This is a genomic window from Streptomyces griseorubiginosus (assembly GCF_001514195.1).
GTDB lineage: Bacteria > Actinomycetota > Actinomycetes > Streptomycetales > Streptomycetaceae > Streptomyces > Streptomyces griseorubiginosus.
In genome coordinates this window covers 447021-464221 of the sequence record NZ_KQ948736.1, presented here as the reverse complement: position 1 = coordinate 464221, position 17201 = coordinate 447021, and the positions used below count along the sequence as shown (strand labels likewise).

Below are 17201 nucleotides of genomic sequence, written 5' to 3'. Positions count from 1 at the left end.
CTCGATGAACGTCGACGACCTGGTCGCCATCGACGTCCACACCCACGCGGAGGTCTCCTCCAAGGGCCACGCCTCCTCCCTGGACGACGACCTCCACGACGCCTCCTCCGCCTACTTCAAGGTCGAGGGCAAGCGGAAGCCCACGCTGGAGGAGACCGCCGCCTACTACCGCGAGCGGAGGATGGCCGCCGTGATCTTCACGGTGGACTCGGAGTCCGCGACCGGCACCGCGCCCGTCCCGAACGAGGAGGTCGCCGAGGCCGCCGCCGCCAACTCCGACGTGCTGATCCCCTTCGCCTCCATCGACCCCTTCCGCGGGAAGGCGGGCGTGAAGCAGGCCCGCCGACTGGTCGAGGAGTACGGGGTCAAGGGCTTCAAGTTCCACCCCAGCATCCAGGGCTTCTTCCCCAACGACCGCTCGGTGGCCTACGACCTCTACGAGGTGATCGAGGAGACGGGCACCATCGCCCTCTTCCACACCGGCCAGACCGGCATCGGCGCCGGGGTCCCGGGCGGCGGCGGCATCCGTCTGAAGTACTCGAACCCGCTGCACGTGGACGACGTGGCGGCCGACTTCCCGCACCTGAAGATCATCCTGGCGCACCCGTCCTTCCCCTGGCAGGACGAGGCCCTCGCCGTCGCCACGCACAAGCCGGGCGTCCACATCGACCTGTCCGGCTGGTCGCCGAAGTACTTCCCGCCGCAGCTCGTGCAGTACGCGAACACCCTGCTCAAGGACAAGGTCCTCTTCGGCTCCGACTTCCCCGTCCTCACCCCCGACCGCTGGCTCGCCGACTTCGAGAAGCTGTCGATCAAGGACGAGGTGAAGCCGAGGATCCTCAAGGAGAACGCCGCCCGCCTGCTCGGGCTGACCAAGCCGTAAGGGGCCCCTGATGCGCAACGAGGGACTGGGTTCGTGGCCCGCACGCCGGGCCCGCAAGACCCCGCACCGCACCGCCCTGATCCACGGCGGCACCACACTCTCGTACGCCGAGCTGCACACCCGCGTCACCCGCCTCGCGCACGCCCTGCGCGCCCGGGGCATCCGGCGCGGCGACCGGGTCGCCTACCTCGGACCCAACCACCCCTCCTACCTGGAGACGCTGTTCGCGGCCGGAGTCCTCGGCGCGGTCTTCGTCCCGCTCAACACCCGCCTCGCCGGACCGGAGATCGGCTACCAGCTCTCCGACTCCGGGGCCAGGGCGCTCGTCTACGGACCCTCGCACGCGGGGCTCGTCGCCGGACTGCCGGGCAGCACCGATGTCCGTACGTACGTCGAAGTGGGCGCCGAATACGAGCAGCTGCTCGCCGGGTCACCGGCCGAGCCGATCGACGAGCCGGTCACGGGCGACGACACCTGCATCATCATGTACACCTCGGGCACCACGGGCCGCCCCAAGGGCGCGATGCTCACCCACGGCAACCTCACCTGGAACGCGATCAACGTCCTCGTCGACACCGACCTGATCGCCGACGAACGCGCCCTGGTCTCCGCCCCGTTGTTCCACACCGCGGGCCTGAACATGCTGGCCCTGCCCGTGCTGCTCAAGGGCGGCACCTGCGTCCTGGTCGAGGCCTTCGACCCGGACGCCACCTTCGACCTGATCGAACAGCACCGGATCACCTTCATGTTCGGGGTTCCGACGATGTTCGAGCAGGTGGCCCGGCATCCGCGCTGGCCGGCCGCGGACCTGTCCTCCCTGCGCATCCTGACCTGCGGCGGCTCCCCGGTGTCGACCCCTCTGATCGCCGCCTACCAGGAGCGCGGGCTCACCTTCCTCCAGGGCTACGGCATGACGGAGGCCTCACCCGGGACCCTGTTCCTGGACGCCGAGCACGCCATCAGCAAGGCGGGTTCGGCGGGGGTGCCGCACTTCTTCAGCGACGTCCGGGTCGTACGGCCCGACCTCGCGCCCGTCGACACCGGCGAGACCGGCGAGGTCGTGCTCCGCGGCCCGCACGTCATGCCGGGGTACTGGGGGCTGCCCGAGGAGACGGCCGCCTCCTTCGCCGACGGCTGGTTCCGCAGCGGGGACGCCGCCCGGGTCGACGAGGACGGCTACGTCTTCATCGTCGACCGCATCAAGGACATGATCATCTCGGGCGGCGAGAACATCTACCCCGCCGAGATCGAGGACCTGCTCCTGCGCCACCCCGACATCGCCGAGTGCGCGGTCATCGGCGTCGCCGACGAGAAGTGGGGCGAGGTGCCGAGGGCGGTCGTCGTCCCCCGCGAGGGCAAGGTGCCCGACCCCGACGAGGTGCTGGCCTCCCTGGCCGGCCGGCTCGCCAAGTACAAGATCCCCAAGTCGGTGGTGGTCGCGGACGAACTCCCGCGCACCGCCTCCGGAAAGCTCCTCAAGTCCCGGGTGCGCAAGCGCTACGGCAACAGTTAAGGAACCCCATGAGCCTCACCGTGAACGGCCTCGACGAACTGAAGAAGCTCGCGGGCAGCGACCTCGGCACCAGCGAGTGGATCGAGGTCACCCAGGAGCGGATCGACACCTTCGCCGACGCGACCGGTGACCACCAGTGGATCCATGTGGACCCCGAGCGCGCCAAGGACGGCCCGTTCGGCGCCCCCATCGCCCACGGTTACCTGACCCTGTCCCTGTTCATCCCCCTGTTCACCGAACTCCTCGACGTCCAGGGCGTGACGACGAAGGTCAACTACGGTCTGAACAAGGTCCGTTTCCCCTCGCCGGTGAAGGTCGGCTCCCGCATCCGCCTGGTCGGCAAGCTGACCGAGGTCGAGGAGGTGCCCGGCGGTGTCCAGATCACCGTCGACGGGGCGATCGAGATCGAGGGCGGGGCGAAGCCGGCGGCGGTGCTGCAGAGTCTTTCCCGGTTCTACGCCTAAAACGTCCGGGCGGAGGCAGTGGGGAACTGCGGGACCGCTGTGGCTGGTCGCGCAGTTCCCCGCGCCCCTTTGGGGGCGGCGTCGAACTCAGCCGGTGACGTCGACGAAGACCGGGTTCGAGTAGAACCACGTGTCGGCCCACGGGTCGCCGTTGCCGGGCTCGTGGGGGATCGGGCCGTGCGGGTCGATCGCCGCGCCGAGGTAACCCGCTCCGTGCCGGTTGCCGTCGCTGCCGCGCAGGCGGACGTAGAACGACTCGTCCCCGGCGGTCAGCGGGATGCGCAGGGTGTACGTCCCCTTCCGGCCCGACACGTCCCTGGTCTGCACGACCTTCGTGTCGGGCGCCCGCCAGCCGTCCCGGTCGGTCACCGGCCCGCGCACCGCGCCCCGGATCACGTCCACGTGCGCCAACTCGGGCAGGATTCCCTGGGGGTTGGGGCGGGACGCGGAGGTGACCGTCACGTACAGCGTGAGTTTCTCGCCCTTGCGGACCCGCAGCCGACCGCCCAGGGTGACCCCGCGCCCGGCGTCGCACTCCCGCTTCACCCGGACGTCGAGCCCGTCCAGAAGGTGTCCGTGGTCCACCCAGACGCGGCCCGCGCGCAGGCCCGCCATGACCGAGCGGTAGCCGTAACGCGTCACACCCACATGGGTGCGGCTGAACTCGCCCGGCCAGAAGTCGCTGCCGGGCTGCGGGGTGTCGGTGTTCACCGGGTCGGGGAGCCTGCCGGTGTTGTCGAAGTTCTGCCCGGCGGGCCAGTCGCCGTTCTTCCAGGTGTCGAAGACCGTGCGGTGGTTGTCGGAGTTGGTGGTGATCGAGTACAGGCTGCCCTCGGCCAGCATCGAGTCCCACAGCCCGCCGACCGTCGCGGTCGCCCAGTCGAAACCGCCGTACGTCACATAGGCCTCGGCCGGATAGCCCGCCCAGGACTGCGCAGACTGCTTGTTCTCGTACTCGCCCCGGATCGACGTGGCGCCCCGCCACCCGGGGATCGCCGCACCCTGGGCGCCCGGGGCGCCCTCCATGCCGATCATGATCTCGGGAGCCGCGTCGCGCCAGTTCCGCAGCTCGTGCGGGGAGTCGATGCCGAGCCGCAGCGGATGGTTGGCGATGACGAGCACGTCGTCCACGTAGCCCGAACGGCGCTGCTCCGCCAGCCACTTGATGGCCTTCACGGCGTGCGCCTCGTTGCGGGCGGTGTCGGCCGCGCCCGCGGAGCCCTCGGTGTAACCGAGCAGCTTGCCGTCGTAGGCCAGCTCGAACTGCGTGAGCAGATCCGTCTCGTGGGGGCCGGGCGCGGCGAAGACCGTGCAGTGCTCGGCGGCCGGGATGTACCACTCCAGGCCCTGGAAGATCAGCTGACGCGGGTTCTCGGCGCGGGCCTTGACGATTTCCGCGTGCTCCAGCTTCGCGCCGTAGTTCGCGTGTCCGAAGTTGGAGTGCTCGTTGAACACCATCCAGTCGAGGCCGTACTTGGCGGCGGCCCGCGCCTGCTGGGAGAAGGTGTACTTCGCGTCGTGGCTGTAGACGGAGTGCACGTGGTGGTCGCCGACCAGGTAGGCGAGGTGGGGGTCGTCGCTGCCCAGGCCCCGCTTCCCGGAGGCGGCGAAGGCGGGAGTGGCGGCCGACCCCAGCGCGAACGCCGCGCCGAACAGGCCCGCACGGCGCAGGAGTCCGCGTCTCGACACACCCTGCGCGTCGAGGTCGGCGGGGGAGACGGCGGGGTCGGCCCAGGAGGGAAGCTGCTGCTCGGTCATGGTGATCCTCAAGTGGGGGGGGGTCAGTGAGTCATGAAGGACGAGACGGGCAGCGCCCGCGAGACGATCCGGACGTCGCCGAGGCGGCCGTGGAAGATCTGGTCGATCTTGTCGGCGTAGGTGTAGCCGCCGAGCAGCCACGGCTCGCCGACCGAGGTGATCCCGACGGCGGAGGCCTTCGGGTTGCGGACCACCGGGCAGCCCTGGACGTACAGCGTGGTGTGCCTGCCGTCGTTGACGACGGCCAGGTGCCACCAGGTCTCCAGGGGTGTCTCCTGGCCCCAGTTGGTGGCGATGCCCTGCTGGTTGAGCGGCCGCATGGCCCACTGCGGCTCGCGGTCGTTGGAGAGGGAGAGGGTGGCGAGCGGCTCGTCGGGGTCGTCGCCGGTCCTGCCCGCGGCGCCGCCGGTGCCCTGCCGGCTGACCAGCCCCGCCCAGGCGTTGTGGTCCGGGTCCCAGTCGGCGGGCATGCGGTAGAACACCTCGATGGTGTAACCGTCCTTGAACTCCGCCGAGTTGAGCGGTGCCCCGTCGACCGTCCGGAGGTACGCGCCCTTCAGCGGCGACTTCCAGCCCCGGAACTCCAGGCTGCCGTGGCCGGGCTGGTCGGGGTGGTGGTCCGCGGACCAGCCCAGGGTGCCGCCGCCCACCGAGACCACAGTGAGGTCGTTGCCGCGGCCGGAGAGGTCACGGACCGTGCCGGAGACGGCCGAGTCGAAGCGCCAGTACGCGGCCGTGCCCGGCAGGAGCATCTTCGAGGCCGGGCGGGCGGCGCGCGCGGGCACCGGGGCGAAGCCGGAGAAGCGCTCCGCGAAGTCGATCCCGACCGTGAACCGGTCGGCGTCTCCGCTGAGTTCGATCTCCTGCCGCTCCAGCTCGTTGAGGCCCTTCCCGGCCCGGCCGAGGATCCACGGGGAGACCGTCTCCACGTCGATCACGCCCCGGTCCAGGTCGAAGCGGTACAGGCGGATCATGGCCGCGCCGCCGAAGTACCGGTTCTGGTAGTTCGTCAGGTGCAGGTGGACGTCGTTGCCCGCGCTGTTCTTCCGGGTGGCCCGGCCGGCGGGCCAGTAATGGCCGTTGAGGGTGAGGAAGATCTGGTCGTGGTCCTTGACCAGCCGGTCCCACAGCTGCTGCCCGTAGTCGGACAGGGTGTCGTCCTCGACGACCAGCTCGTGGGTCGTGAGGATCACCGGCGTCTTCGGGTGGGCGGCCAGGACACTCCTCGCCCACGCGTAGCCCTGGTCCGACAGCCGCCAGTCCAGGGCCAGGACCAGCCACTCGCGCCCGGCGGCCCGGAAGAGGTGGTAGGTGTTGTAGCCGTCGGCGGAGGCGCCCCCGAAGGTCCGGTGCCGCTCGAACCGGGACGGCCCGAACGCGTCCAGGTACGGCGTCGCACCGCGCTGGTCGGTGCTGGACGACTTCACGTCGTGGTTGCCCGCGAGGACGCTGTAGCCGACCCCGCGCCGGTCCAGCAGCTCGAACGCCTCGCTGATCGCGGCGAATTCGGGAGCCGCCCCGTTCTGCGTGAGGTCGCCCAGGTGGGACAGGAAGACGATGTTCTCGTCCTTCCCGTGCTCCAGCAGATACCGCAGCGAGGCCTCTACGGGCGCCTTGTCGATGCTCGGCCCGTCGAAGAGGTACTGCGTGTCCGGCATCACGGCGAGCGTGAAGCGCCGGCTGTCGGGGTCGGGGCGGTGGCCGGCCACCGAGGCGGGAGCCGCCTCCGCCACGGCGGGAAGGGCGACCGCGGCGCCGGCCGCGGCGCCCAGCAGCGCCGTGGCCCGCAGGAAACTGCGCCGGCCGGCACCGGCCTGCGGGGCCTCCTGGCCGTGGTCGTGGTCATGCGAAGTACACACGTGTGCTCCAAGACGGACGTGAAGAGGTCGGTGAGAGGGGTGTTCAGAGCGCGCGCAGCGTCCAGCTCCAGCGGTGGACGCCCGGCGTGACGAGACAGGAGGCGGTGGTGTCGGGTCCGCAGGAGGCGGTGCCGAGACCCCGGTGGGCCGCGTCGATGTGCACCACACAGCCGGCCCTCGGGACGAGCTCGTCGTGATGTGCCACCGCGGTGAGATCCGCGGCGCGGTACCGGCTCACCCCGACCTGGCGCGGTTCGTCCAGGACGACCGAGAGGCCGGTGGCGTCCGGCGCCGAGAGCGTGAAGTGCCGTACACCGTGACGGCCGCCGCTCTCCTGCGGACGCAGGTAGGGGGTGAACAACTCGTCCACGGGCACCGCGTGGTGGCCGACCGGAGCCCCGAAGGCACGGTCCGGATACGACTCCCAGGGGCCCTGGCCGAACCACTCCATGAGGTCGAGTCCGGCGACCGTCTCGAACACCGACCCGACCCGTGCCACGTCGTTCAGTTCCTCCGGCAGCTCGGCCGACTCCGCGACGTGGATCCCGCCCTCGACCGCGGTGAGGACCTGCACATGACGGACCACACCCGCCGCGCAGGCGTACTCGGCGTGCACGGTGACCCGGCCCTCGGACCGCCGTACCTCCGCGACCTTGCGCACCAGCGCGTCCAGGCCCCAGTCCCGCCAGCGCGGGGCCATGCCGCCGAGCTCGTCGTTGTCGGTGGGCGCCCGCCACAGCGAGAGCGCGGGGGCGGCCGTGAGCAGCGGATGGACCAGGAGGCCCTCGTCGTCGACCTCGACGGAACGATTCGGCACCGCGAGCGCCGGTCGGGGCGCGGCCCTGCGCAACCGCACCTGCGGCACGCACACCACCGTCCCGCGCGGCGCCCAGGGCTCGTCCCCGGCGGTCGTCACCCGCAGGGTCAGCCACGCCTCGCCGCCGTCCTCGGGCAGCTGGAACGGCAGCGGCACCGCGGCCGTCTGACCGGGCCGCAGATCGGGCAGCTCGGCGGGCGCGGTGAGGGTGCGGCCGTCGGCCAGCGACAGCTCCCACTGCCCGGCCAGCCAGTCGAGGCCCCGGAAGTGCTGGTGGTTGCCGAGCACGATCCCCTCGTGCCGGAAGCACTCGATGCGCACCGGCGCCGCGATCTCCCGGTGCTCGTACATCGCCGGCTTCGGCGTCCGGTCCGGGAAGACCACCCCGTCCGCGATGAAGGCACCGTCGTGGTCGGCCTCGCCGAAGTCGCCGCCGTACGCCCAGCGGTGTCCGGGCGCGGCGACACCGTTGTCATAGAGCCCGGCGCCCCCACGCCCGACCGGTCTGCCGTCGTTCACACGCTGGAGGATGCCGTGGTCCCAGAACTCCCAGATGAACCCGCCCTGAAGACCCGGCGTGGACTCGATGGCCGCCCAATGGTCGGCGAGCGTGCCGTTGCTGTTGCCCATGGCGTGGGAGTACTCGCACCAGATCAGCGGCTTGGTCTGCCGCCCGGAGAGCGCGTGCGCCACGCACTCCTCCAGTGGGGCGTACATGGGGCAGGCGATGTCGGTGGCGTCGCCGGCCGCCGCCCAGTCGAGCTTGGCCGCACCCTCGTACTGGACGGGCCGGGTCGGGTCGTGCCGTCGCAGCCAGCCCGCGGCGGCGTCGTGGTTGGCACCGTAGTCGGACTCGTTGCCCAGCGACCAGACGATGACCGACGGGTGGTTCTTGTCCCGCAGCACCATCCGCGCGACCCGGTCCACGAAGGCGTTGAGATAGCGCGGGTCGTCGGCGATCTCGTGGGCGTGGTCGTGCGACTCGATGTCCGCCTCATCGACGACGTAGAAACCCAGCTCGTCGGCGAGGTCGTAGAGCGCGGGGTCACCGGGGTAGTGGCTGGTGCGGATCGCGTTGAACCCGAAGCGCTTCAGCGTGACCAGGTCCGCGCGCATGTCGTCGTACGACACCGTGCGCCCGGTCAGCGGGTGGAAGTCGTGCCGGTTCACGCCCCGGACGAAGATCCGCTCGCCGTTGACCAGCAGTTCCCGGCCGGAGATCTCGACGTCCCGGAAACCGATCCGCTGCCGTGAAGTGTCGGCGACCGTGCCGTCGGCCCGGTGCAGCCGGACGGTCAGGTCGTACAGCTCGGGCGTCTCGGCGTTCCAGGTCCTGACGCTCTCGACGACGGTCCGCAGCCGTGCCTCGCCGAGGAAGTCGGAGACCCGCTCGTCCTCCCGGTTGAACCGGTCGAACTCCGCGTCCTGTGTCAGCGCCAGGCCGTCCAGCTCCCCGCTGACGTACCAGCCCTCGGGCAGCGCACCGCCCGCGTCCCGCACCCGGCAGTCGACCCGCAACGAGCCGTCGCGGGAAGTCCGTACGGTCACGTCCGCCAGATGCAGCGGATCCGTCGCGTACAGCAGCACCGACCGGGTGATCCCGCCGTGCCACCACTGGTCCTGGTCCTCGATGTGCGAGGCGTCCGACCACTTGACGACCGTGAGGCGTACGACGCTCGGGGCGCCGGCGCTCACCAGTCCCGTCAGGTCGAACTCGGCCGCCAGGTGGGAGTCCTTGGATATCCCCGCGGGCCGCCCGTCCACGTGCACGAGGAGCACGCTCTCGGCGGCCCCGACCTGGAGCACGATCCGGCGTCCGGCCCACTCGGCGGGGACGTCCACCGCACGCTCGTACACCCCCGTCGGGTTGGCGGCGGGGGAGTTGGGCGGGAAGTCAGGGAACGGCATGCGGACGTTGAGGTACTGCGGCAGGTCGTCGGTGCCCTGCATCGTCCAGACACCGGGGACGTGGGCCGTCGACCAGGAGCCGCCGACCGGCGCGTCCGGAGTGGGCAGCAACTGGAAGCGCCAGTCGCCGTCCAGGGGGAGTGCTCCGGAGCGCCGGTCGACGGCGTTCATGGGCAGCCGCCCCCACGAGGTCACCTCGGGCGCCTCCCAGGGGCGCAGGGCGATCAGGGGGTCGGTGGGGCGGGGGCCGCGGGGTGCGTCGGTCATGACCGTTCCGTAGTCGGTGGTGCGGGGGCGTGGCAGGACTGTCCGTGGCCGTGCAGGACCCGGCCCTGGAGGCCCCAGGCCGGGTCGATGCGGACGCCGAGCCGGTCCAGGACGGTGGGGGCGATGTCGACCAGGCGCGGGGTGTCGAGCCGGGTGCCGCCCGCCATGCCGGGCTCGGCCAGCACGACGAACACCTCCCGCTCCGCGCGGGTGTCGCCGCCGTGGCCGCCGGTGTCGAGGTGCCCGTGGTCCGTGGTGACCAGCACGGTCCAGCGCTCCCGGGCGCGGGCGGGGTCCAGCCGCCGGGTCTCGACGGCCGCGAGGAGCCACCCGAGGTGGGTGTCCTGGGCGAGCAGGGCCCGGTCGTAGGCGGGGCTGTGCGGGCCCTCGGCGTGGGCGGCCTCGTCGGTGGCGCCGAAGTAGACGAAGACGGCGTCCGGGTCGTCCTGGGTGAGCCAGCGCTCGGCGGTGCGGGCGACCAGGCGGTCCGCGGTGCCGTAGCCGTCGGTCTCGCCGTCGTAGCGGACCCGGCGGCCGACGGCTGGGCCGAGGGTGCCGCGCCTGATCAGCTCCGGCCAGGACACCGCGGCCGCGGTGCGCAGTCGGCGCCGGGCGGTGCCGGCCCGGCTCAGGAAGTCGGGGTAGCGGGCGTAGTCGGCGCCCGCGAAGTCGTTGCCGCGTACGCCGTGCCGGTCGGGCCACACCCCGGTCAGCACGCTGGACCAGCCGGGCCCGGAGTCGGTGTACGCCATGCTGGTGGACGGCCCGTCCGGGGCCTGGCCGTCCACCTCGCCGTAGGGCAGCAGGCTGGTGCCGTGGGCGCCCGCCGCCATCAGGCCGTGCAGGACGGGCGCCACCGCCGGGGAGCGGGTGAGCAGGTCGTACCGCAGCCCGTCCATCCCGACGACGAGCACCTTGCCGACGGTGTCACTCACCGCCCACCCCCTTCTCCCGCAGGCCGCCCGGCCGGGCCGGAGGTGGTGCGGGTTGCTTCGGCGGGCCGCCGGTCAGGAGCGTGGTGGAGCGGCGCGTCGGTTGCGTGGACGCGGCGCGAGCCGGTGTGGCTCACCGCGCACCCCCTTTCCTGTCGCGGTGGGCCGGCCGGTGTGGACTCGGTGCGGGGTGTCCTGGCGGGCGGCCGCGGCCTGCGCGGGGCGTGGAGGCCGCCGTGGGGCGGTGCGCCGGTTGCCTGGACGCGGCGCGAGCCGTCCCTCTGGACCTTGGTGTGGTTCACCGCCCACCCCCTTCCTCCCGGCACCCCGTCAGGTGCCCTGGACCGCGCCCTCGGTGGCACCCGCGATGAAACCGCGGGCGAAGATGCTGAACACGATGACCAGGGGGAGTGCCGCCATCAGCACGCCGGCCATGACCATGCTGTAGTCCGTGGTGTGGCCGACGTTGAGCTGGGCCAGCTCCACCTGGAGGGTCACGTGGCCCGGGTCGGTCAGCACGACCAGCGGCCAGATGTAGTCGTTCCAGCAGTTGACGAAGGCGTAGATGGCGAGGAACGACAGCGCGGGCCTGATCATCGGCAGCGCGATGTTCCAGTACTGCCGGAAGAACCCGGCGCCGTCGATGCGGGCGGCGTCGAGGAGTTCGTCGGGCACGCCGTTCTGGATGTACTGGTGCAGCCAGAAGATGCCGAAGGCGTTGGCGAGGGACGGCAGGGCCAGTGCCTTGAGCATGCCCACCCAGCCGATCTTCGACATCAGGATGAACTGCGGCAGGATCGCCAGCTGGAGCGGCAGCATCATGAACAGCAGCAGCGTGCCGAAGAGGATCTTGCGCCCTGGGAAGTCGAACTTGGCGAAGGTGAAGGCCGCCAGGGAGTCGATGAACAGCACCAGGACGGTGGTGACGGTCGCGACCATCACCGTGTTGAGCATCGACCCGAAGAAATCGATGGTGTTCAGCACGTGCCGGATGTTCTCCAGCAGATGCGAGCCGAAGGTGAACTTCGGCGGGCTCTTGTAGATGTCCTGCGTGGTGTTGGTCGCCATGATGATCGTCCACGCGAACGGGAAGACCGAGACCAGGACGGCCACGACGAGGATGACGTGCGCCGTGAGGCCCTTGGGGCGGCGGCGTTTCCCGCCCCCCGAGGCCGGCCGCGCGGTGTCGAGGGCGGTCATGCCTTCCTCCCTCGTGTGGTGAGGCGCCAGTTGACGGCGACGAGGATGATGATCAGGACGAAGAAGGCCCACACGATGGCCGCGCCGTAGCCGTAGTCGTTGTTGAGGAAGGCCGACTGGTAGAAGTACAGCAAGGTCGTCAGACCCGCCTGGCCCGGCCCGCCGAGGTTCGCGTTGGCGGCGTTGCTGGCGAACAGGACCTGCGGTTCGCTGAAGCTCTGGAGTCCGTTGATGGTCGAGATGATGACCGTGAACAGGATGATCGGCCGCATGATCGGAATCGTGATCTGGAAGAACGTGCGGATCGGGCCCGCGCCGTCCATCTTCGCCGCCTCGTAGATCGAGCCCGGGATCGCCTGGAGACCGGCCAGGTAGATGATCATGTTGTAGCCGGTCCACTGCCAGGTCATCAGCAGCGAGATGACCACCTTGATCAGCCACGGATTGCTCAGCCACGGCACCGGCGAGATGCCGACCATGCCCAGGATCGCGTTGACCAGACCGAAGTTGTTGCTGAAGACCGCGCCGAAGAAGATCGCCACCGCGACGATCGACGTCACGTTCGGCACGTACAGCGCGATGCGGTAGAAGCCCTTGAAGCGCCGCACCGAGTGCAGCAGCGTTGCCAGCGTCAGGGCGCCGAACAGGGTCGGCACGGTGGACAGCACCCAGATGACCAGGGTGTTGCGGATCGACAGCCAGAACACCGGGTCGTCCCACAGGAACCTGAACTGCTGGAGCCCCACGAACTGCATGCTCCCCAGGCCGTCCCAGCGCTGGAAGGCCAGGTACAGCGAGTAGAAGACCGGGAAGAACGAGAACGCGGCGAAGATCAGGTAGAACGGCGAGATCGCCAGGTACTGCCGCCAGTACGCCAGCGGACCCCGGCGCTTGGGCCGGGCCGCACCCGCGGGCGTGGTGCGCCGCGGGCGGAACCGGGCCGGGCCCGGCCCGCCGCGGTGCGTGGGCACCGCGGCGGGACCGGTGACCGGAGGGGACGTCACCTCAGCTCACCCCCTGCCGCCGGGCGATCTGCTTGGCCTGGCTGACCGCGTCCTTCCAGGCGTCGTCGGGCTTCTTGCCCTTGGCCTCGATGTTGGTCAGTTCCGTCATGAAGGGGGCCATGACGGCGGCGTCGGCGGGCGCCTCGTAGGCCACCTTGATGGCCTTGGCGGCCGGGCCGAAGACCTCGATGATCTTCTGTCCGCCGAAGAAGGCGTCGGGGCCGGTCATGGCCGGCATCGCGTACGCGGCGGGCGCGGCCGGGAAGATGGCGGCGTCCGTGAAGCCACGGGCGTCGTTGGCGGGGCTCAGGATCCAGCTGATGATCTTGAACGCCTCTTCGGGGTTGCGGCACTGCTTGGGCAGCGCCAGGTAGGAGCCGCCCTGGTTGGCCGGCCCGACCGGGTTGGCGCAGACCCGCCACTTGCCCTTGGTCTGCGGCGCCGCCTGCTCGATGTCCAGCGCGTGCCAGGCCGCGCCGAGTTCGGTGAGCAGGTTCTTGCCGACGGCGGCGTTCCAGGTGTTGTCGTTGATCTTGGCGTCGATGCCCAGGGTGTACGGGCGCACCGCCGTGGTCCACGCGGCGCGGATGTGGTCCCCGTCGCCGATGAAGTGGTTGTCCTTGTCGATGAACCGCTGGCTGCCCTGGCCGACCGCGATGTTGAAGACGGAGCCGATGTTGTTGACCAGGTAGGTGCCGGGATTCTTCTTCTGGAGCTGGACACCGAGCTGGAAGTAGTCCTCCCAGGTCTTCACGAGCTCGGCGACCTTGGCGGGGTCGGTGTCCACCCCGCCCTTGGCGAAGAGGTCCTCGCGGTAGAAGAGCGCGGTGGGGCCGATGTCGATCGGGAAGCCGATCTGCTTGCCGTCCTCGGTCTGGGCCAGCTTGGTCTTCCAGTCCAGGTACTGCGAGGAGACCTTCTTGAAGCCGAGGTCGTTCAGGTCGAGGAAGCGGCCGGCGTTGGGCAGGAACGAGGCGATGTCCTCGCCCTTGATGCCGGTGATGTCGGGCACGGAGGTGCCCGCCGCGAGGGTCGTGGTGAGCTTCTGCTTGAAGTCGCCGCCGATGGAGGCGGACGTCAGCTTGACCTGGCCGGCGAAGTGCGTCTTGGCCTCGGCGACCACCTTGTCGCTGAGTGCGCCGCCCCAGTACCACAAGGTCAGGTCCTTGCCGTTCTTGGTGCCGCCCGAGCCCGAGCCGCCGCCGCAGGCGACGGTCAGTCCGGAGGCGGCCGCGGTCAGCGCGGCGGCCTGGAGGAAGCCTCTACGTGAAAGGTCCACGGGTCACTCCTGTTGTTCCTGTTCGTGGTGCTGAGGGGTGTGGGACGGGCTGTGGGGGCGTTGTGAGGGTCAGTGGGGCCGGGGCGGGGTGACCGGGGCGTGGTGCACCGGCGGGCCGACGTCGGCCGGCAGCCGGTCGGTCAGGAAGCCGTACGTCCTGCGCAGCTCGGGGTCGGTCAGTGAGCGCCACCAGCGGTCGACGCCGTACCAGCCGGGGGCCGCGAGGGCCCCGCCGTGCTGCTGGACGGAGAGCCCGGCTGCGAGCACGGCGAACCGCAGCCGCTCCTCCAGGGGCCAGCCGCCCAGCGAGGCCGCGACGAACGCGGCGCCGAAGACGTCACCGGCGCCGGTCGCGTCCAGGACGCCGACGCCGAGGGCCGGGACGTCCGCGTACTCGCCGGTGCTCTGGTCGACGGCCACCGCGCCGTCACCACCGCGGGTGACCACGGCCACCGGCACCAGCTCGGCGAGCGTGCCGAGGGCCGCGACCGCGCTGTCGGTGCGGGTGTAGGCCATCGCCTCGGTCTCGTTCGGGAGGAAGGCGTGGCACAGGGCCAGCTGGTCCAGGAGGTCCTTCGACCACTCCTGGGTGGGGTCCCAGCCGACGTCCGCGTAGATGCCCGTGCCGTTCGCGGCCGCCTTGGCGAGCCAGGCGCGCGGCTCGGCCTCCAGGTGGACGAGGGCCGTGCGCGCCTCGGGCGGGTCGCCCATCAGCGCGTCCTGGGAGTACGGCGGCTCCTGGCCGTGGGTGACCAGGGCACGGTCGGTGCCGTAGGCGAGGGCGACGGTGACGGGGGTGGGCCAGCCGTCCGCGGTGCGGGAGAGCGAGAGGTCGATGTCCTCCTGGTCGCACAGCACGTCCCGGCAGTGGTCGCCGTAGAAGTCGTCGCCGAAGACCGTGGCCAGCGAGGTGCGCAGGCCGAAGCGGGACGCGGCGACCGCCAGGTTGGCGATGCCGCCGGGGCCGCAGCCCATGCCGGCCGTCCAGATCTCCTCGCCGGGTGTCGGCGGCTTCCCGAGCCCGGTGAGGACGAGGTCGTAGAAGAGCAGCCCGGTCAGGAGCACGTCGGGCCTGTCGTCGTCCACGCGAAGAGCCTCTCGTCAAAACTCGTCAATTTCGATGACGGGAATCGTGCGCTGCTCCGAGAGATTGGTCAATACCCGAGCAGAACTGAGCATGGATTTGATTGAAGATGACGAGTAGTGTTCACGCCGTGCTGGCAGAACGACGACACCAACTCATCCTGCGGGCCCTGCGCTCCGGTGGTCCCGCGTCCGTGACCGATCTCTCCGAGCAGCTGGGTGTGAGCCCCGCCACGATCAGGCGCGACCTGGTCAAGCTCGAGGAGGACGGCCTGCTCACGCGTGTCCACGGCGGCGCCGTCGTGGAGGAGGGCGACCAGCCCTTCGCCGAGGTCGCCGAGGTGCGCGTGTCCGAGAAGGACGCCATAGCCGAGCGGGCCGCCGCCATGGTCACCGACGGCCAGTCGGTGCTGCTCGACATCGGCACCACCGCCTACCGGCTGGCCCGCCAGCTGCACGGCCGCCGCCTCACGGTGATCACCAGCAACCTGGTGGTCTACGAGGAACTCGCCGACGACGAGGGCATCGAGCTGGTGCTGCTCGGCGGCATGCTGCGCCGGGAGTACCGCAGCCTGGTCGGCTTCCTCACCGAGGACAACCTGCGCCAGCTGCACGCCGACTGGCTCTTCCTCGGCACCAGCGGAGTGCGCCCCGGCGGGCAGGTGATGGACACGACGGTCGTCGAGGTGCCGGTCAAACGGGCCATGATCAAGGCCGGTGACAAGGTCGTCCTGCTCGCCGACGCCGCCAAGTTCCCGGGTACCGGGATGGCGAAGGTCTGTGGTCCCGAGGACCTGGACGTGGTGGTGACGAACGCCCCGGCCGACCCGGTCACCCGCGCTTCACTGGAGGAGGCGGGTGTCCAGGTGGTCGAGACAGGAAAGGTGCAAGAGTGAGGCTCACGATTCTGGGCGGCGGCGGGTTCCGCGTGCCGCTCGTGTACGGCGCCCTCCTGGGCGACCGCGGCGAGGGCAGGGTCACCGAGGTCGTGCTGCACGACCTGGACGGCCGCCGGCTCTCCGCGGTGACCCGGGTGCTCGCCGAGCAGGCGGCACGCGTCCCCGACGCCCCCGCGGTGACCGCGACGACCGACCTCGACGAGGCCCTGCGCGGCGCCGACTTCGTCTTCTCGGCGATTCGTGTCGGGGGCCTGGAGGGCCGGGCGAACGACGAGCGGGTGGCGCTCGCCGAGGGCGTCCTCGGTCAGGAGACCGTCGGCGCCGGCGGCATCGCCTACGGCCTGCGCACGGTCCCGGTGGCCGTCGACATCGCCCGCCGGGTGGCCCGGCTCGCCCCCGAGGCCTGGGTCATCAACTTCACCAACCCGGCCGGACTGGTCACCGAGGCCATGTCCCGCCACCTCGGCGACCGCGTCATCGGCATCTGCGACTCCCCGGTCGGCCTCGGCCGCCGTATCGCCCGCGTGCTGGGCGCGAATCCCAACGAGGCATGGATCGACTACGTCGGCCTCAATCACCTCGGCTGGGTCCGCGGCCTGAAGATCGCGGGCCGCGACGAACTGCCCCGGCTGCTCGCCGACCCGGACCTGCTGGGCTCCTTCGAGGAGGGCAAGCTCTTCGGTGTCGACTGGCTCCAGTCCCTGGGCGCGATCCCCAACGAGTACCTGCACTACTACTACTTCAACCGCGAGGCCGTGCGCGCCTACCAGCAGGCCGAGAAGACCCGCGGCGCCTTCCTCGCCGACCAGCAGGCGCACTTCTACGACGAGGTCGGCGACCCCGGGGTGAAGGCCCTGGACGCCTGGGACCGCACCCGCGCCGAGCGCGAGGCCACCTACATGTCGGAGAACCGGGAGACCGCGGGCGCCGGCGAGCGCGACGCCGACGACCTCTCCGGCGGTTACGAGAAGGTCGCCCTCGCCCTGATGCGGGCCATCGCCCGCGACGAGCGCACCACCCTGATCCTCAACGTCCGCAACCGGCGCACGCTCTCCGTGCTCGACGACGACGCCGTGATCGAGGTGCCCTGCCTGGTCGACGCCAACGGCGCCCACCCGGTGGCCGTCGCCCCGCTGCCCGGCCACGCCACCGGCCTGGTCTGCTCGGTCAAGGCGGTGGAGCGCGAGGTGCTGGCCGCCGCCGAGTCCGGCGCCCGCACCACCGCCGTCAAGGCCTTCGCGCTGCACCCGCTGGTCGACTCCGTGGGCGTCGCCCGCCGCCTGGTCGAGGGGTACACCGCGGTCCACCCGGGGCTCGCGTACCTTAAGTAGCGCC

Annotated in this window: 13 protein-coding genes; 5 read left to right on the top strand and 8 right to left on the bottom strand. The window is 70.9% G+C overall.

Annotation, left to right across the window (positions count from 1 at the left end):
* Positions 1-4 precede the first annotated feature (4 nt).
* Genes AQJ54_RS14750 through AQJ54_RS14740 form a run of 3 tightly spaced genes read left to right on the top strand, consistent with a single transcriptional unit; the run spans position 5 to position 2860 of the window.
* Positions 5-883, top strand: coding sequence for an amidohydrolase family protein (locus AQJ54_RS14750; RefSeq protein ID WP_062238627.1), 879 nt, complete (start codon positions 5-7; stop codon positions 881-883).
* Positions 884-893: 10 nt separating this feature from the next.
* A complete protein-coding gene (locus AQJ54_RS14745; RefSeq protein WP_062029054.1) occupies positions 894-2396 on the top strand; it encodes an acyl-CoA synthetase in 1503 nt (500 codons plus the stop codon).
* An 8-nt stretch (positions 2397-2404) separates the two neighbouring features.
* Positions 2405-2860, top strand: a complete 456-nt coding sequence (locus AQJ54_RS14740) for a MaoC family dehydratase (RefSeq protein ID WP_030314990.1) — start codon at positions 2405-2407, stop codon at positions 2858-2860.
* A gap of 87 nt (positions 2861-2947) precedes the next feature.
* Here AQJ54_RS14740 and AQJ54_RS14735 read toward each other — a convergent pair whose 3' ends face one another.
* From AQJ54_RS14735 to AQJ54_RS14700, 8 genes are all read right to left on the bottom strand, one after another.
* On the bottom strand, positions 2948-4618 hold the full coding sequence (locus AQJ54_RS14735) for a PHP domain-containing protein (protein ID WP_062237678.1): 1671 nt from the start codon (positions 4616-4618) through the stop codon (positions 2948-2950).
* 23 nt (positions 4619-4641) lie between these two features.
* On the bottom strand, positions 4642-6477 hold the full coding sequence (locus AQJ54_RS14730) for a LamG-like jellyroll fold domain-containing protein (protein WP_062237677.1): 1836 nt from the start codon (positions 6475-6477) through the stop codon (positions 4642-4644).
* A gap of 43 nt (positions 6478-6520) precedes the next feature.
* Positions 6521-9469, bottom strand: a complete 2949-nt coding sequence (locus AQJ54_RS14725; protein ID WP_062237675.1) for a glycoside hydrolase family 2 TIM barrel-domain containing protein — start codon at positions 9467-9469, stop codon at positions 6521-6523.
* Positions 9466-10404 (bottom strand): alkaline phosphatase family protein, encoded by a 939-nt coding sequence (locus tag AQJ54_RS14720; RefSeq protein ID WP_282959631.1) that lies wholly within the window; start codon positions 10402-10404, stop codon positions 9466-9468. Before AQJ54_RS14720 ends, AQJ54_RS14725 begins: the two co-directional genes overlap by 4 nt.
* A gap of 327 nt (positions 10405-10731) precedes the next feature.
* Positions 10732-11601 carry a carbohydrate ABC transporter permease gene (locus AQJ54_RS14715; protein WP_062029062.1) on the bottom strand — a complete coding sequence of 290 codons (870 nt, stop codon included), beginning with the start codon at positions 11599-11601 and terminating at the stop codon, positions 10732-10734.
* On the bottom strand, positions 11598-12572 hold the full coding sequence (locus AQJ54_RS14710; RefSeq protein WP_207917426.1) for a carbohydrate ABC transporter permease: 975 nt from the start codon (positions 12570-12572) through the stop codon (positions 11598-11600). The genes AQJ54_RS14715 and AQJ54_RS14710 overlap by 4 nt, the downstream gene beginning before the upstream one ends.
* Before the next feature lie 34 nt (positions 12573-12606).
* Positions 12607-13884, bottom strand: coding sequence for an ABC transporter substrate-binding protein (locus AQJ54_RS14705; protein WP_062029063.1), 1278 nt, complete (start codon positions 13882-13884; stop codon positions 12607-12609).
* A 69-nt stretch (positions 13885-13953) separates the two neighbouring features.
* Positions 13954-14970, bottom strand: coding sequence for a carbohydrate kinase family protein (locus AQJ54_RS14700; RefSeq protein WP_062237673.1), 1017 nt, complete (start codon positions 14968-14970; stop codon positions 13954-13956).
* Between the two features lie 128 nt (positions 14971-15098).
* Here AQJ54_RS14700 and AQJ54_RS14695 point away from each other — a divergent pair, with 128 nt between their 5' ends.
* Positions 15099-15863, top strand: coding sequence for a DeoR/GlpR family DNA-binding transcription regulator (locus tag AQJ54_RS14695; protein ID WP_062029067.1), 765 nt, complete (start codon positions 15099-15101; stop codon positions 15861-15863).
* Complete coding sequence (locus AQJ54_RS14690; protein WP_062029069.1) at positions 15860-17197, top strand: 6-phospho-beta-glucosidase; 1338 nt, start codon at positions 15860-15862, stop codon at positions 17195-17197. Before AQJ54_RS14695 ends, AQJ54_RS14690 begins: the two co-directional genes overlap by 4 nt.
* Positions 17198-17201 lie beyond the last annotated feature (4 nt).

Excerpts from the sequence above, each read along its gene's own strand:
- AQJ54_RS14715 (WP_062029062.1), bottom strand. The coding sequence starts at position 11,601 with ATGACCGCCCTCGACACCGCGCGGCCGGCCTCGGGGGGCGGGAAACGC.
- AQJ54_RS14725 (WP_062237675.1), bottom strand. The coding sequence starts at position 9,469 with ATGACCGACGCACCCCGCGGCCCCCGCCCCACCGACCCCCTGATCGCC.
- AQJ54_RS14740 (WP_030314990.1), top strand. The coding sequence starts at position 2,405 with ATGAGCCTCACCGTGAACGGCCTCGACGAACTGAAGAAGCTCGCGGGC.
- AQJ54_RS14750 (WP_062238627.1), top strand. The coding sequence starts at position 5 with ATGAACGTCGACGACCTGGTCGCCATCGACGTCCACACCCACGCGGAG.
- AQJ54_RS14735 (WP_062237678.1), bottom strand. The coding sequence starts at position 4,618 with ATGACCGAGCAGCAGCTTCCCTCCTGGGCCGACCCCGCCGTCTCCCCC.
- AQJ54_RS14745 (WP_062029054.1), top strand. The coding sequence starts at position 894 with ATGCGCAACGAGGGACTGGGTTCGTGGCCCGCACGCCGGGCCCGCAAG.